This is a genomic window from Rhizobium sp. WSM1328 (assembly GCF_057653715.1).
Map to the genome: position 1 here is coordinate 1,592,073 of NZ_CM172788.1, position 15,986 is coordinate 1,608,058.

Consider the following 15,986-nt stretch of genomic DNA (forward strand, 5'->3'; position numbering starts at 1 on the left):
ATGGTCAGGCTTCGTCGCCGGGCGTGCCGAAGCGGATGCGGAAGCGCCGGTTCTCTTTGCCCTTCTTCTCGATTTTGGCGATATGGATCCGGCCGACTTCCTGAGTCTCGGAGACATGTGTGCCGCCGCAGGGTTGGCTGTCAATCGAGGAGTTCTCGCCGATGCAGACGAGGCTGACGCGCCCGAGCCCCATCGGTGGGCGCACGTTCTTCGATTTGACGATATCGGGATTGGCCACAAGCTCCTCGTCGGTGATCCATTGCAGAGTGACCGGATGATTCTGCTCGACCAATTGCATCAGCTTGACCGTCACCGCGTCCTTGTCGATCGTCTCGATCATGTCGAAATCGACGCGGCTTTCCTCTTCGCCGACGGCAGCCCCGGTGATCGGATAGGAGCAGACGACGGAAAGCAGGTGGCAGGCCGTGTGCATGCGCATCAGCCTGTAGCGGCGCGGCCAGTCGACATGCAGCACCAGCGTCTCGCCGACCACGGGCCGCGGCGCACCTTCGAGCGGCACATGGATGATGACATCTTTGCTTGGACCATGCTTCGTCTGGCCGAGCGCGATCTTGCTGCCGTCGGCGCGTTCGAGCTCTCCGGTGTCACCAGGCTGGCCACCTGATGTCGCATAGAAGCAGGTCTGGTCCAGTTCGATGCCCCCGTCTTCGTGAACGGCGGTGACGACCGCATCGCACGTCGAGAGATAGAAGTCGTCACGATAGAGGGCATTGACGGACATGGGGTCTCACACGGGCTCGTAGGGAACGTGGATATCGGGCGACTTGGCCATCCAGCCCGGAACGGGCAGCCCCTTCGAGGTGAGGAAGTCCGGGTTGAAGAGCTTGGACTGATAGCGGTTGCCGTAATCGCAGAGGATCGTCACCACCGTGTGACCAGGTCCAAGGTCCCGGGCGAGATTGACCGCGCCGGCAATGTTGATCGCCGTCGAGCCGCCAAGGCAGAGGCCCTCGTTCTCGACAAGGTCGAAGAGATAGGGAAGCGCTTCGGCATCCGAGATCCGATAGGCATAGTCAGGCGTGAAACCCTCGAGATTGGCGGTGATGCGGCCCTGGCCAATGCCCTCGGTGATCGAGGATCCCTCGGATTTCAGCGCGCCGTTCTGGTAGAATTCATAGAGAGCAGCGCCATCGGGATCGGCGATGCCGATCTTGACGGCAGACCTGAAAGCCTTGAGGCCGGCCGCCACACCTGCCAGCGTGCCACCGGAGCCGACCGAGCAGACAAAGCCGTCGACCTTGCCGTCGGTGTCTTTCCAGATTTCCTTGGCGGTTGTTTCGATATGCGCCTGACGGTTGGCGACGTTGTCGAACTGGTTTGCCCAGATTGCCCCGTTCGGCTCGGTCTTCGCCAGTTGCTCTGCCAGCCGCCCGGACACCTTCACGTAGTTGTTCGGGTTCTTGTAGGCAACGGCGGGTACTTCGACGAGTTCGGCGCCGAGCAGCTTCAGCGCGTCTTTCTTTTCCTGGCTCTGCGTTTCCGGGATGACGATGACGGTACGATAACCGAGCGCCTTGGCGACCAGCGTCAGCCCGATGCCGGTATTGCCGGCCGTACCCTCGACGATGACGCCGCCCGGACGAAGCAATCCCTTCCGCTCTGCGTCGCGGATGATGTAGAGCGCGGCCCGATCCTTCACCGACTGGCCGGGGTTCAGGAACTCCGCCTTGCCAAGAATGGTACAGCCGGTCACCTCTGAGGCGCCCTTGAGTTTGATTAGGGGCGTGTTGCCGATGGCTTCAAGGACGGAGGGGTGGAAGGTCATGGAATCTGCCTCTATTCGAACTCTTACTTTAGGAACGGTCTTTTCCCTTCACAAGGCTGAGTTGGCAAGAAAAGCTATTCCACACCTCTGTCGGACGCGATAAAATTTGGCTTTCCTCCCCCGAAATGACGCATGGCTGGCAATCCAGCGGTGTGAGAGGTGATCCGAAGATTGACTTTCCCCGTACGGATGACGACAAAGCGAAAACGGAGCGCGGCAACAGGGCGTGACCAAAACCGACATGGTTCACGAGCAGATCGACACGATCGATGCATTGATGGCGCATTATGTTGCCGGCTCCTTGCCCGAGCCGGCGCGTGTGTTGGTGCAGTCTCATCTCGAAATGAAACCGGATAATCGCAGCCTGGTGAACAGCCTCGAGCTGCTGGCCGGCGAAGCTCTGGAAAACGCGCCTGAAGTCGCCATTGCCGATCGCGACGGGCGGCTTGCGGCGATCTTTTCCTCTGCGTCTCCCGTCACGGCGCCGCAGACGGCCGCGCGGCCGGAGAACGCGCTGTTTCCCCAAGCGTTGCGCAATCTCTTGGGCTTCGAGGCCGAGGACGTTCGCTGGCGTCGGCGGTTGCCCGGTTTCAGGGAATATTCGCTCGACATGGACGGCTGCGAGGTCAGCCTGATGTGGATCCGGCCGGGCCGAGCCTTGCCGGCGCACACCCACAAAGGCATGGAACTGATCCTCATTCTCGACGGCGCCTTCAACGATGAACGCGGCCGTTTCGGTCCCGGCGACATCTCCATTGCCGACGAGACGGTCGACCACCGGCCGGTAGCCGAAAAGGACAGGCCTTGCATCGCCTTTGCCGTCTCGGATGGACCGGTCAAGCTCACCGGATCCTTTCGTCAGATGATCGGCGACTTGATCGGCTGAAAGCAGCCACAATGGTGTGATAGAGCCGTAAATCCGGCGGGGTTGAGGAACTTCCGGACCTGTTTTCGCATTGATCAGGCAGCCCGGAGGAACATGTCATGCGTGACTTCATTGCCCATCCCGAACATGGAATCGTCTGGATTTCGGGCGCGAGCTCAGGCATCGGCCGGGCGCTTGCACTGAGGCTCGTCGGCGAAGGATACAAGGTCGCCGTCACGGCCAGAAGCCACGAAAAGCTTGTCGAACTGCAAGCCGAAGCCAATGGCCTCTCGGGCAGTATCATTGTGCTCGACGGCGACGTCACCGATGCCGAGGACATGGAACATGTCATGGCCTCCATCGAATATGAGCACGGCACGCTCGCCATGGCGATCCTCAATGCCGGCGTCTACCTGCCTGTCCATGCCGAGGATCTGAATCGCACCGATTTCGAGAAGAGCTTTGCCGTCAACCTCTCCGGCGTCGTCAACTGTCTGCTGCCGGCGATCCGCCATATGAAGGCGAAGGGGCAGGGACAAATTGCCATCGTTTCCTCCGTCACCGGTTATGGCGGCCTGCCGACGGGGGCTGCCTATGGTGCTACCAAGGCGGCGCTGATCAATATGGCCGAAAGCCTGAAATTCGATCTCGACAAGATGGGCATCCGCATCCAGCTCGTCTGCCCGGGCTTTGTCGATACGCCGGCAACGAGGAAGAATGCCTTTCCGATGCCGTCGCTGGTATCGGTCGAGGAGGCCGCCCGGGAGATTGCCGCCGGGTTGAAATCGCAGGCCTTCGAGATCACGTTTCCGAAGCGCTTCACCACCATGCTGAAGCTCGCGCGCTTGCTCCCCTACAGCGCTTATTTCACGCTGGTGAACCGCGTGACCGGCTGGCGGGAGCGACCGCCATCGGCTGGTCGCCACCCGGTGACACCGCATGCGGCGGAATGATCAACGGCGCGCGAACACGACTTGGCGCACATCTATATTGCGGGCACGGAAGCCGGCCTCGCAATAAAACAGATAGAATTCCCAGAGCCGCTTGAAACGCTCGTCGAAGCCCATCGGGCGGATGCGTTCCCAGACCGACCAGAAACGCTCGCGCCATTCGGCCAGCGTGCGGGCGTAATCGAGCCCGAAGCCGAAGTCCTTGACCAGCGACAGGTCGACCTTGCCGGCAAGTTCGGCCAGATGATTGCGCGTCGGCAGCATACCGCCGGGAAAGACATATTTCTGGATGAAGTCGGGGTTGCTGCGATACTGGTCGAAGGACTCGTCCTTGATCGTGATGATCTGCAGCCCAGCCTTCCCGCCCGGCTTCAGACATTGCCTGAGCTTGGAGAAATAGGACGGCCAGTATTTCTCGCCGACCGCTTCGAACATCTCGATCGAGACGATCCGGTCGTAGAGCCCTGCCTCATCGCGGTAATCCTGAAAGCGGAATTCCACGCGGTCATCGAGGCCGGCTTTGCGAATGCGCTCCTCGGCAAAGGCGAGCTGCTCGCGGCTGATCGTCAGCCCCGTCACCTTGCAGTTCAGCTCACTCGCCGCAAATTCGGCAAACCCGCCCCAGCCGCAGCCGATCTCCAGCACATGATCGCCGGGCCCGATGCCGGTCGCCTCGGCAAGCGCCCGGTATTTGGCGTTCTGGGCCGATTGCAGATCGTTGGCGCCGGTCGAATAGAGTGCAGAAGAATAGGTCATGCTCGGATCGAGCCATTCCCTGTAGAAATCGTTGCCGAGATCGTAATGAGCGGAAATGTTGCGCTTCGAGCCCGTCTTGGTGTTGGTGTTCATCCAATGGCGGACGCGCTCGAACAGGCGGCCAAGACCGCCCTTGCCATGCGCATAGCTGTATACGGCCTCGCCGTTGACGAGGAAGAGTTCGAGGAAGGCGGCGATATCAGGGCTGTCCCAATCGCCGTCCATATAGGTTTCGGCGACCCCGATCGTGCCGCTCGTCAGCGCTCGATAGGCAAGGTTCCAGTTGTGGAGGCTGAGCGCCGCCTTTGGCCCGGCCTTCTTGCCCTCGACCAGCAGCCTGCGGCCGTCGGGAAGGGTAACGGCAAGCGAACCGTGCTGCATATGCAGAAGTCCGCGCAGCGCCAGCTTTGCCTTGAAGGGCAGACCCTTCACCATGCGGGACATGTTTTCGGCCGTCAGCGTCACAGCATCACGAGCCAGCAGATTCCAGTCCTGCGCCTTGCTCATTTCTCTTCCTCCTCCAGCATTTTCCTGCCGGTTAGGGACGAAGCCACCCTTGATGATACACGCAGCCGCCCCCCGGCCATTGCATCGAACGCTAATGTCATTCCGCCGCTTCCGCAAGCGGGCGGGTTTGGCGGACGCTGACTTCAGGTGGGGGCGCAGGACGCCTGACATACCGCGCGCCCTTCAGCCACAATTTGAGTGCTTCCCAATGAATTCCGGTCATGATCTTGAAAGTGAGGATGGGTATGCGCGCCGTCAAGCCCAGCAGCGAAGCGTTTGTCAAAGGCACCTGCCGTCCGGAAAATGTCGCCGAGAGCAGCGGTCCTTCACTATCTGTTTCAAGGATGCGCCAGCGGATCTCTTTACCGGGCGGCAGCATGCGGAAATGATAGCGCGCCGCCATGCCGATAAAGGGCGAGACGTGAAAGAGCTTGTCGCAGCTCTGGCGAAGCCCGCTTTCCGACATCTCGCCACGGCCGACGGGACAGACATAGCTGTGCCGCTCGCCGAAAGTATTGCGCACCTCGTAGATCATCGCGATGACTGCGCCAGCGGCATCATAGGCGTGATAGACGGAAAGCGGATTGAAGACATAGCCGAGAATGCGGGGATAACAGACAAGCAGGATCCTGTCGGCGCGGTCGAGCCCCGCCTCGGCGAGCAGCCGGTCGGCATAGGCGCGCAGCGACGTATTTCTGGTTTCGGCGTGGTCCTTTTCCTGGAACGAGACGAGATTGCGCCCGTTGACGGAAAACAGCATCGATAGCCGGCCAGCCTCGTCCAGCCTGTCGAGATCGACAAGCAGCGAGAAGACACGGTAGCGGAAGCGATGGCCGAAGGGTTTCATGCGTTGATGCATGATCTCGCCGACATAGAGACCTGCGGCGGCATCCGGTGGAGGGCCGTTGGCCACCGCGTTCATGCCACGCTTTTCGCCGAGCTCTGTCATGCCGCCACGTCCGGTTGAGGTTCCCAGGTTCGGGCCGTCCGCCAGGGTATGATCCCGCCCAAGGCTTCTGCCGCCGCCAGACCGGAAACCAGTCCATCCTCGTGAAATCCGTATCCCGTCCAGGCACCGGCGAAATAGCAATTGTTCTGTCCCTGAATGGTGACAAGCGCCTGTTGCGCAGCCATGGCGTCCGCCGAGAACTGCGGATGTTCGTAGGTGAATTCGGCAAACATCTTATGGGGGTCCGGCTCGCGGTCGGGATTGAGGGTCACGAACAGCGGGAATCTGTTGTCGATGCCTTGCAGCCGGTTCATCCAGTAAGTCACGGCGACGTCGGCCTTTCCATCTTCACGGCTGGAACGGAGATAATTCCATGAGGCCCAAACCTTGCGTCGCTGCGGCATTAGCGACTGGTCGCGGTGCAGGACGACGCGGTTCGGCTGATAGGGGATGGCGGCGAGCAGCCTGCTTTCCCGATCGGTGGCATCGACAAGCAAGCGGGCTGTCTGATCGCTGTGGCAGGCGAAGATCACCTTGTCGAACGGGTGTTCGCCGCCCGTTTCGTCGATGATCGTGACGCCGCGTTCGGAGCGGATGACCCCGCGCACGCCGCAGGAAAGTCTCACGCGTTCGCCGAGCGGCTGAAGCAGCCGGTCGAGATAGGTGCGGCTGCCGCCGGTCACTGTGCGCCACTGGTGCTGCCGGCGGTAGATCAGCCGGTGATTATCGAAGAAATTGACGAACTGCTCGGCGGGAAACTGCAGCATGCGGGCTGATGGTGTCGACCAGATCGCCGCCGCCATCGGCACGAGATAGTTGTTGGTGAAACCGGGCGAGAAGCCGCGCCAGTCGAGATAATCGCCGATCGAGCGCGAGGCGAGATGACCGGCGGTGCGATCTTCGAGGCAGGTGCGGTTGAAGCGGAGGATCTCGCGGATCATCCACAAGAACGAGGGCCGCAGCAGGTTGCGCTTTTGCGCAAAGACTGAGGACAGCCCGCCGCCGCTCCATTCCAGTCTGCCGCGGTCGAGCGAGAGCGAAAAGCTCATATCGCTTGCATGCGTCGCGATGCCGAGTTCGGCAAAGAGCGCCGTCAGATTGGGGTAATTCTGTTCGTTATAGACGATGAAGCCGGTATCGACCGCAATCTGAACCCCGTCGTATTCCACGTCCACCGTCGCCGTATGGCCTCCCGCCCGCGCCTGGCTTTCGTACAGCGTAACGTCATGCACCTGACACAGTGCCCAGGCTGCGGAGGCGCCCGAGATGCCAGAGCCGATGACGGCGATCCTCAGCCGGCGGGGAGCGGGACAGAAGTGCGCGTTCATGCGGCATCCCTTATTGCTTTGTAGGCGGCAAGCGCCCGGTTGCGGGCGCTCGCGTGATCGACGATCGGTTTCGGATAGGTTTGGCCAAGCGTGATGCCGGCCTCGTCGAGCATGCTCTTCGGCGCCTCGAACGGCCGGTGGATGTATTTTGGCCCGAGTTCTCGAAGCTCCGGCACGTAGGTCCTGACATAGTCGCCGTCGGGATCGAACTTTTCGCCCTGCAGCACCGGATTGAAGATGCGGAAAAATGGCGAGGCATCGGCTCCCGAGCCCGCCACCCATTGCCAGCTTGCGGCATTGTTGGCGGGATCGGCATCAACGAGCGTATCCCGAAACCAGGCCTCGCCCCGGCGCCAGTCGATCATCAGATCCTTGATGAGGAAGGAGGCGACGATCATGCGCACGCGATTGTGCATCCAGCCATGGCGCCAGAGCTGGCGCATGCCGGCATCGACGATCGGATAGCCGGTCATGCCGCGGCGCCACGCCTCGAAATCTCCGCTGTTGTTGCGCCATTCGAAGCCGTCGAAACGATCGTTCCAGTTGGCAGAGGCAAGACGCGGGAAATGGAAAAGCAGGTGATAGGAAAATTCGCGCCAGGCGATCTCCTCGCGAAAATGCACGATGTCAGCCGCCGGCACGCGTTGCGACAGGCCGCGTGTGGCATCCCAGATGCGGGCAGGGGATATCTCGCCCAGCGCCAGATGCGGCGACAGCATCGACGTCGCCGGCCTCGCTGGATAGTCTCGGTTTTCCTTGTAGCCCTCGAGCGCGTCTTCAACGAAGACGTGGAGTCTCTGCTGGGCACCCTCTTCGCCGGGTGTCCAGAGATCAACGAAATCGCCTGCCCAGTCCGGCTTCGTCGGGAGCAGCTTCCAGCTCCCCAGCACTTCTGATTTCGGTTGCGACGCAAGCCGCAGTTTTGCCGGCGCGTCCAGCGGCGGCTCCGGTTCGCCGCCGCCCTCCAGCGCGCGCCAGAATGGCGTGTAGACGCGATAGGGCGTGCCGTTGCCGGTCATCAGCCGGGAAGGTTCGTGCAGCAGCTGGCCGCCAAAGCTTCTTGCCTCGATCGCCTGCTTTTCCAGTTCGTGCTTGATACGGGCGTCGATGGAGATTCCGGCTGGATCGTAGCGCCGGTTCCAGAAGACGGCTTCGGCAGCGCTTTCCTTGATAAAGGCGCAAAGCACTTCGAGCGCCTCGCCGCTTGCCAACACCAACCGTCCATTCAGCTTTTGCAGCGACCTGTTGAGCGCTTCCAGTGAATGATGCAGCCACCAGGCCTGTGCAGCACCCAGCGGACCGGTGCCTGCTGCCGCCGGTTCTCTAATATAGAGCGGGATGATCGGCCGCCCGGAGCGATGGGCGGCGGTGAGTGCCTGATTGTCGTCAAGGCGCAGGTCCTTGCGAAACCAGAGGATGACCGGTTTTGCCGCGTCCTTTGCCAATGAAGCCGTTCCCCGCTTGTGTTCTTTTCAACCCGCTACGCATGTACGGAACGCCCGGATCAAAAGTTTCATCCGGTGGAAAAAAGCTTTCACGGCTGTCGGCGGCATGAAAAAGGCCGGTGTGAACCGGCCTTTTTCTGAGAGCGGGAGTCTGTCGCTTAAAGCATGTCGCGCAAAAGTGTGCAGCGGTTTTGCGACAACGACATGCGTAAAAACAAAGACGTAAAGCGCGACAAGCGAATCTGAAAGATCGCGACGCGCTTTAGTTGTCGTATTCGCGGCAGGCTTCGCTGATCGATGCGCCGCTCTGACCGCCGCGCGTGTCGACGCCGGACATCTGTTGCGGCATGCCGGGGCATTCCATCGTCTGCGGTCGGCCGATGCTCTGTGTCGTCGTCGGATCGACCGGCGAGGCGGGTACCGGACGAATGCCGTTGTCATCGTTGGTGTAGTCGGATGAATAGGTGCCGGAACCGGGATCGGTCGAGCCGCCATTCGTTGGCCCGATGGGACTCGGGTTAGACTGGGCAAAAGCCGACGACGCCATGCCGATCGCGAGCAGCGAAGCGGCAATAAGGGATCTAGACATGGGATATCCTCCTTGGATTTTCATCTTGGATGACCCTGGGGTAACTGCCTGATGGAATCATTGTTCCGAAATTTGCTAAAAACCTGCATTCACGCGCGGCCTGTACGGCATGGTTATGCGTAAACCTTAACGGGCGATGTCGCTGGATCGGCGCCGGCGCATGCCCTACTTGCATGCGGAGATACTAAAAAACCGTGGCATGAGGCCGCTATGTTCATCTCCTTTCGCGAAGCCGCAGATCTCGGTCTCCAGATCGTACTTGCACTCACCTTGACGCTGAGTGGCATGGCGGTCGCCTCCTACGCCGTCAGGAATGACAAGGCTAAAATTTCGGCAATCGACGTCAGCCGTCCCTCACTCTGGACCGCCGCTCCGATGCGCGTCGATCCGGCGACGCAAGCCTACCTGCGCGCCGATGTTTCGGCCGCACTGGAACTCGCCGATGGTGCCGACGACCTCTGCCACGACCCGATCGGCCTGCGGCTTTCCTGCGACTTGATCGTGACCTCCGGTACGGCGGCTTTTTAGGTGAAGGCGGTCGGGAGGCGTCACCGCCATCCCCGAAAGCTTGCAAAACCCAATGATTTGCCGTTTCATCGCGATAGCGACCACCGTCCGACTCTTTCCCTGAAGGATTCAGCCTTTTGTCTATGCCGATGCCCCGTGGCTTCGAGAAGCCCTATGCCGCCTTCCTGTTCGATATGGACGGCACCATCCTCAATTCGATCCATGCGGCCGAGCGTGTTTGGAGTGACTGGGCAAGGCGCCATGGGCTCGATGTCGCCACCTTTTTGCCGAAGATGCATGGGTCGCGCGGCATTGACACGATCACCCGGCTGAACCTGCCGGGAGTCGATCCCGAACATGAATCGAAGCTGGTGACCGAAGCCGAAATCGTCGATGTCGGCGACGTCGTTGCCATTTCCGGCGCCGCGACCTTTCTGAGTTCATTGCCCCCGGATCGCTGGGCGATCGTCACCTCCTCGCCATTGCGCCTCGCTCACCGGCGACTGGAGGCAGCAGGTCTGCCGGTGCCGAGATTCATGGTGACGGCGGAGGACGTGAAGGTCGGAAAACCAGACCCGCAATGTTATATTCTGGGCGCCGAGCGCCTCGGCGTCAGTACCCAGGATTGCCTGGTGTTCGAAGATGTCGCAGCCGGCATTACCGCCGGCGAGGCGGCGGGGGCCGATGTCATGGTCATCACGGCAACACATCACCAAAAGATGGAGACGCCGCACCCGACGCTTTCATCCTATGACGAGATCTCGGTCCGCATCTCCTCCGATCACAGGATGCTGATCGTCCCGAACGCGGCCTGACAGTGCTCCCCTGCTTGCTTCTGCGCGGTTCACTCCGCGGCTGCGGCAAGACAGCGATCGATGATGCTGCCGATTTCGCTGCGGCAGGAGCCGCAATTGGTTCCAGCGCTGGTTTCCTTGCCGACCGCCTCGACGCTGTGACATCCGCCGCGCACGGCAGCCGCGATCTGGTTGACCCCGACACTGAAGCAGGAGCAGACGGTGGCGCCCGGATCTGGCCTGCCTGCTCCCGGACGACCCGCAACGAGCGCAAAGCGTTTCCTGAGGTCGCCATGCGAGGCTGAAAGCTGCGAGATCGCCCAGTTGCGCGCGACGGCGACGGGCTCGCGTGCCAGAAACAGCGCCGCAAGCAGGACCTCGCCGTCGAAGAAGGCGAGCCTGAGGTCGCCGGATTGCCGGTCGGCATAACCAAGCGGTTCGATCTCGGCCGGAATGGCGAAAACCGCGCGGCACCAGGCCGTCCAGTCTTCGACGGTTTCGCCGAAGGCAAGCTCCAGCCGCCAGCCGCCGGCGGCTTTCGCCAGCGCCCAATAGGCGGCATCAGGCGCGGCGGGTTTTGTGGCAGAGACGGCGAAACCGTAATGGGTGGCGCGGAAGGGCCGGACGGCGACGGCAACGTTCTTCGACGCCGGCTGACCGGAAACGGGATCGGTTATCGGCGCGACCACCGCGTCGATCCGCGCTTTTGCAGCAAACTGGTCGTTCCAGTGCATCGGCGCAAAGATGCCGCCGCGTGCCTGGCGATCGGTGACCAGCGCCCTGACGATTGCCTTGCCGTGCGGGCTGTCGATCTCGACCAGGCCCGCGCTTGATATGCCGGTCTCGATCGCGTCGCGCGGATGGATCTCGGCAAAGGGTTCGGCGATATGGGCGGAAAGCCGCGCACTCTTTCCGGTTCGGGTCATCGTGTGCCACTGGTCGCGGATGCGTCCGGTATTTAGCGTGAAGGGGTACTCGGCATTGGTGCGATCGGTTGCGGGCGGTTTGACCGCGACGAAGCGCGCCTTGCCATCAGGATGGAAGAAACCACCCTCGGCGAAGAAGCGGGTGATGCTGGGTTCTGTCCCTGCCGCCTGCGGCCACTGGAAGGGCGACAGCTCGTCATAGGCGCTGCCGTTTATGCCTGCGCGCGCGCCGATATCGAAATCGCGGCTGCCGTTATTTTCGAAGGCGGAAAGCGCGGCGTGCTCCGCAAAGATTGCGTCCGGCGCATCAAAATCGAAGGCGGCGGCAAATCCCATGCGGCGTCCGACCTCCGCAAGTTGCCACCAGTCGGCCCTTGCATCGCCGGGGATGTCGAGAAACGGCCGTTGCCTTGAAATGCGCCGTTCGGAATTGGTGACGGTGCCATCCTTCTCGCCCCAGCCGAGCGAGGGCAAAAGCACATCTGCGTGCCGGGTCGTATCCGTCTCTTTCAGGATGTCCGACACGACGACGAAAGGACAGGCGGCGATCGCGCTTTCGACGCTATCGGCATCCGGCATCGAGACGACGGGATTGGTCGCCATGATCCACAGCGCCTTGATGCGTCCGTCGGCTACGGCTTGGAACATGTCGACTGCCTTCAGGCCGGGCTTTGCTGCGATGACGGGCGAGTTCCAGAAGCGCTGCACGCGATCCCGGTCTTCGGCATTCTCGATTGCCATATGGGCGGCAAGCATATTGGCGAGACCGCCGACCTCGCGCCCGCCCATGGCGTTCGGCTGTCCGGTCAGCGAAAACGGTCCCATGCCGGGGCGGCCGATGCGGCCGGTCGCCAGGTGGCAGTTGAGGATCGCATTGACCTTGTCGGTGCCGGAGGAGGATTGGTTGACGCCCTGGCTGTAGCAGGTCACGACCTTCGGCGTCGTCTCGAACAGGCGGAAGAACTCCCTGATCTGCATGGCGGGCAGGCCGGTCCGTTCCAGGAGATCGTTGATATCAAGCGCGGCGGCGGCCGCAAAAGCGTCGCCGAAACCTTCGGTATGGGCGCCGATATAATTCTGGTCGATTGCCGGACTTGTCACGAGATGGGCAAGCAGCCCCATGAACAGTGCAACGTCGCCATCAGGACGGATGGCGAGATGCAAGTCGGCGATGTCGCAGGTCATCGTCCGGCGCGGATCGATGACGACGATCCGCATGTTTGGCCGCGCCGTCTTTGCGGCGGCAAGCCGCTGGTAGATGACGGGATGACACCAGGCAAGGTTGGAGCCGGTCAGGATCACCAGATCCGCAAGTTCGATATCCTCATAGGTCCCGGGCACCGTATCGGCGCCGAAGGCGCGGCGATGCCCCGCTACGGAAGACGACATGCAGAGCCTTGAATTGGTGTCGATATTGCCGGAGCCGATGAAGCCCTTCATCAGCTTGTTGGCAACATAATAATCCTCGGTCAGCAACTGGCCCGAGACGTAGAAGGCAACGGCGTCAGGCCCGTGTTCGGCGATCGTTTCTGAAAAGCGGCGGGCGACCAGATCAAGCGCCTCGTCCCAGCCGCTCTGTTTGCCTTCGATCTCGGGATGGAGAAGCCGGCCATCGAGATCGATGGTTTCGGCAAGGGCTGAACCCTTCGAGCAGAGCCGGCCGAAATTCGATGGATGTTCCGGATCTCCTTTCACGCTGACTGCGCCTGCCTCATCGACCGTGGCGACAACGCCGCAGCCGACACCGCAATAGGGACAGGTGGTCTTGACCTCAGCAGCCATCTATTCCGCCGCCATCATCAGGCTTTCCAGGGCGATGAACAGCCTGCCGTCTTCGTTCAGCACCGATATCGTCCGGACCTCGCCTTCGTCGGCGCCGAGCGCCTTGCCGGTTTCCAGCGAGATCACCCAGTTGTGCAGCGGGCAGGTGACTGACTTAGCGTGGACGATGCCCTGGGAGAGCGGGCCGCCCTTGTGCGGGCAATGATCCTCGATGGCGAAGACTTCGTTTTCGGCGGTGCGGAAGACGGCGATCTTGCCCTGCGGTGTCTTCACGCAACGCGCGCCGCGCAGCGGGATGTCGGAGATGTCACCGATTGCGATCCATTTCATGTCCATCTCCTTACTCTGCAGCCTGCGGATAGCCGATCGTCGCCATCGGCTTGAACTCGTGCTTGTCCTTGCCGGAAACACGCTCCGACCAGGGGTCGATCTGGGCAAATTTTTGGCTGAAGACGAAGCGCTCGTAATAGGCTTTGCGCTTTTCGGCATCACCCATGATCTGGCGGCGGATTTCCTCCAGGCCGACGCGCTTTGCCCACTTGTAGATGCGCTCGAGGTAACGGGCCTGCTCACGGTACATCTGCGTCAGCGCCACGATATACTCCAGCGCCTCGTCCTCGGTCCGGACAAGCCCGAGGACCTCCGTGCCCTTGATGTCAAGGCCGGCCGCACCGGCGAAATGGATCTCGAAACCGGAATCCACGCAGATCACGCCGATGTCCTTGCAGGTTGCTTCCGCGCAGTTGCGCGGGCAGCCGGACACAGCCAATTTCAGCTTGGCCGGCGTCCAGGAACCCCACATGAACTTCTCGATGCGGATGCCGAGGCCGGTGGAATCCTGGGTGCCGAAGCGACACCAGTCGGAGCCGACGCAGGTCTTCACCGTCCGCAAGCCCTTGGCATAAGCCTGGCCGGAGACGAAACCGGCCTTGCCGAGATCGGCCCAGACGGCGGGCAGGTCTTCCTTCTCGATGCCGAGCAGGTCGATACGCTGGCCGCCGGTGACCTTCACCATCGGGATCTCGAACTTGTCGACGACATCGGCGATAGCGCGCAGCTCGTTCGAATTGGTGACGCCGCCCCACATGCGCGGAACGACGGAGTAGGTGCCGTCCTTCTGGATGTTGGCATGCACGCGTTCATTGATGAAACGCGACTGATAGTCGTCGGCATATTCGTCCGGCCAGTCGCTGACCAGGTAATAGTTGAGTGCCGGCCGACATTTGGCGCAGCCGCAGGAGGTCTTCCACTCGAGCTCCTGCATGACGGCAGGGATGCTCTTCAGACCCTTGGCCTTGATCAGCCGGCGAACGTCGTCATGGCCGAGTTCGGTGCAGGTGCACATCGGCTGGACCGCAGTCGGATTGTAGCTGTCGCCGAGCGTCAGCGCCATGAGTTGTTCGACAAGGCCGGTGCAGGAACCGCACGAGGCGGATGCCTTCGTGTGAGCGCGTACGTCGTCGAGCGACGTCAGCCCCTTGCCTGAAATCGTCGAGGTGATCTTGCCCTTGCATACGCCGTTGCAGCCACAAATCTCCGCGTCATCCGGCAAGGCTGCAACGGCCGCCATAGGGTCCAGCGGCGACCCTCCCTGATAGGCCTGTCCGAAGATCAGCGTCTCGCGCATCTCCGAAATATCGGTCGCCTTCTTCTTCAGGTCGTTGAACCAGGCACCATCGGCGGTTTCGCCGTAAAGCACGGTGCCGATGATCTTATTGTCCTTCAGCACCAGGCGTTTGTAGACGCCGGCGCTGGCATCGCGCAGCACGATCTCCTCGCGGTCGTCGCCATCGGCGAAATCGCCGAGTGAATAAAGCTCGATGCCGGTGACCTTGAGCTTGGTCGGCGTATCCGCGTGAACGAAGGCCGGCGAGCGATCGCCGGAGAGATGCGCGGCGGCGATGCGGGCCATTTCATAGAGCGGCGCAACGAGACCATAGACCATGCCGCCCACCTCGGCGCATTCGCCGAGCGCGAGAATATTGCCGTCCGAGGTCTGCATGCCGGCATCGACGACGATGCCGCGATTGACCGCAATGCCGGCGTCCTTTGCCAGGCCGACGCTTGGACGAATGCCGACGGCCATGACGACCAGCGTTGCCGGGATGATGCGGCCGTCGTCAAGCTCGATGCCCTCGACCTTGCCGTTGCCGACGATCGCCTTGGTATTGGCCTTGCAGATGACCTTGATGCCGCGTTCCTCGACTGCCTTCTGCAGCAGATAACCGGCGGCGGGGTCGAGCTGGCGCTCCATCAGCGTCGGCATGACGTGCAGCACGGTGACGTCCATGCCGCGCTGGGCAAGGCCGGCCGCCGCTTCCAGGCCAAGCAGGCCGCCGCCGATGACGACAGCCTTTTCGCGCGACTGAGCGGCAAGCAGCATCGCCTGCACGTCGTCGAGATCGCGATAGGTGATGACGCCAGGCAGATCCTTGCCGGGAACAGGGATGATGAAAGGCACGGAACCGGTTGCGATCACCAGCTTGTCGTAGCTTTCGGTGACGCCGTGGTCGGAGGTGACGGTCTTGGCGGCACGATCGATGTTGACGATCTTGTGGCCCTTGTAGAGCATGATGCCGTGCTTGATATACCAGCCGTCACCGTGAATGATGATCTGTTCGTAGTCCTTTTCTCCGGAGAGAACCGGCGACAGCATGATGCGGTCGTAATTGACGCGCGGCTCGGCATTGAAGATCGTAACTTCATAGCGTCCCGGCGCCTGCTCGAAGAGGTGCTCCAGCATGCGCCCGGGCGCCATGCCATTGCCGATGATGACGAGTTTTTCGGTCATATTTCCAGGTC

Annotated in this window: 14 protein-coding genes; 4 read left to right on the top strand and 10 right to left on the bottom strand. The window is 61.5% G+C overall.

The genetic code is table 11. From position 1 onward, the window contains the following. Positions 1-4 precede the first annotated feature (4 nt). Together AC2444_RS08200 and AC2444_RS08205 are read right to left on the bottom strand one after the other, a co-directional pair. Complete coding sequence (locus AC2444_RS08200) at positions 5-742, bottom strand: alanyl-tRNA editing protein (RefSeq protein WP_012757175.1); 738 nt, start codon at positions 740-742, stop codon at positions 5-7. Between the two features lie 6 nt (positions 743-748). Continuing rightward, a complete protein-coding gene (locus tag AC2444_RS08205; protein WP_012757176.1) occupies positions 749-1,786 on the bottom strand; it encodes a cysteine synthase A in 1,038 nt (345 codons plus the stop codon). Between the two features lie 226 nt (positions 1,787-2,012). Between AC2444_RS08205 and AC2444_RS08210 the strand changes: the two genes are divergently transcribed. After that, the gene (locus AC2444_RS08210) at positions 2,013-2,672 is read left to right on the top strand and encodes a ChrR family anti-sigma-E factor (RefSeq protein ID WP_017993720.1); all 660 of its coding nucleotides are present in this window, start codon (positions 2,013-2,015) and stop codon (positions 2,670-2,672) included. 98 nt (positions 2,673-2,770) lie between these two features. Next, positions 2,771-3,604, top strand: coding sequence for an SDR family NAD(P)-dependent oxidoreductase (locus AC2444_RS08215; protein ID WP_012757178.1), 834 nt, complete (start codon positions 2,771-2,773; stop codon positions 3,602-3,604). On the opposite strand, the gene AC2444_RS08220 is transcribed toward AC2444_RS08215, so the two are convergent. The 5 genes from AC2444_RS08220 to AC2444_RS08240 all read right to left on the bottom strand — a co-directional run bounded on the left by AC2444_RS08220 (position 3,605) and on the right by AC2444_RS08240 (position 9,175). After that, positions 3,605-4,864: an SAM-dependent methyltransferase gene (locus AC2444_RS08220; protein WP_012757179.1), complete on the bottom strand. Its 1,260-nt coding sequence runs from the start codon at positions 4,862-4,864 to the stop codon at positions 3,605-3,607. 97 nt (positions 4,865-4,961) lie between these two features. Next, positions 4,962-5,813: a DUF1365 domain-containing protein gene (locus AC2444_RS08225; protein WP_012757180.1), complete on the bottom strand. Its 852-nt coding sequence runs from the start codon at positions 5,811-5,813 to the stop codon at positions 4,962-4,964. Continuing rightward, on the bottom strand, positions 5,810-7,141 hold the full coding sequence (locus tag AC2444_RS08230; RefSeq protein ID WP_012757181.1) for an NAD(P)/FAD-dependent oxidoreductase: 1,332 nt from the start codon (positions 7,139-7,141) through the stop codon (positions 5,810-5,812). Before AC2444_RS08230 ends, AC2444_RS08225 begins: the two co-directional genes overlap by 4 nt. Then, entirely contained in the window at positions 7,138-8,586 is a 1,449-nt protein-coding gene (locus AC2444_RS08235) for a cryptochrome/photolyase family protein (protein ID WP_012757182.1), read from the bottom strand. The genes AC2444_RS08230 and AC2444_RS08235 overlap by 4 nt, the downstream gene beginning before the upstream one ends. Before the next feature lie 262 nt (positions 8,587-8,848). Then, positions 8,849-9,175 (bottom strand): hypothetical protein, encoded by a 327-nt coding sequence (locus AC2444_RS08240; RefSeq protein WP_012757183.1) that lies wholly within the window; start codon positions 9,173-9,175, stop codon positions 8,849-8,851. A 210-nt stretch (positions 9,176-9,385) separates the two neighbouring features. Between AC2444_RS08240 and AC2444_RS08245 the strand changes: the two genes are divergently transcribed. Both AC2444_RS08245 and AC2444_RS08250 read left to right on the top strand, forming a co-directional pair. Next, on the top strand, positions 9,386-9,703 hold the full coding sequence (locus tag AC2444_RS08245; RefSeq protein WP_012757184.1) for a hypothetical protein: 318 nt from the start codon (positions 9,386-9,388) through the stop codon (positions 9,701-9,703). Positions 9,704-9,819: 116 nt separating this feature from the next. Continuing rightward, positions 9,820-10,497, top strand: coding sequence for an HAD family hydrolase (locus AC2444_RS08250; RefSeq protein WP_017993725.1), 678 nt, complete (start codon positions 9,820-9,822; stop codon positions 10,495-10,497). Positions 10,498-10,526: 29 nt separating this feature from the next. Here AC2444_RS08250 and AC2444_RS08255 read toward each other — a convergent pair whose 3' ends face one another. From AC2444_RS08255 to nirB, 3 genes are read right to left on the bottom strand one after another with little or no spacing between them, the layout of a single operon-like run. Further along, positions 10,527-13,184 carry a nitrate reductase gene (locus AC2444_RS08255; protein WP_012757186.1) on the bottom strand — a complete coding sequence of 886 codons (2,658 nt, stop codon included), beginning with the start codon at positions 13,182-13,184 and terminating at the stop codon, positions 10,527-10,529. Next, entirely contained in the window at positions 13,185-13,520 is a 336-nt protein-coding gene (gene nirD / locus AC2444_RS08260) for a nitrite reductase small subunit NirD (protein ID WP_041935510.1), read from the bottom strand. Between the two features lie 4 nt (positions 13,521-13,524). After that, entirely contained in the window at positions 13,525-15,975 is a 2,451-nt protein-coding gene (gene nirB, locus AC2444_RS08265; protein ID WP_012757188.1) for a nitrite reductase large subunit NirB, read from the bottom strand. Positions 15,976-15,986 lie beyond the last annotated feature (11 nt).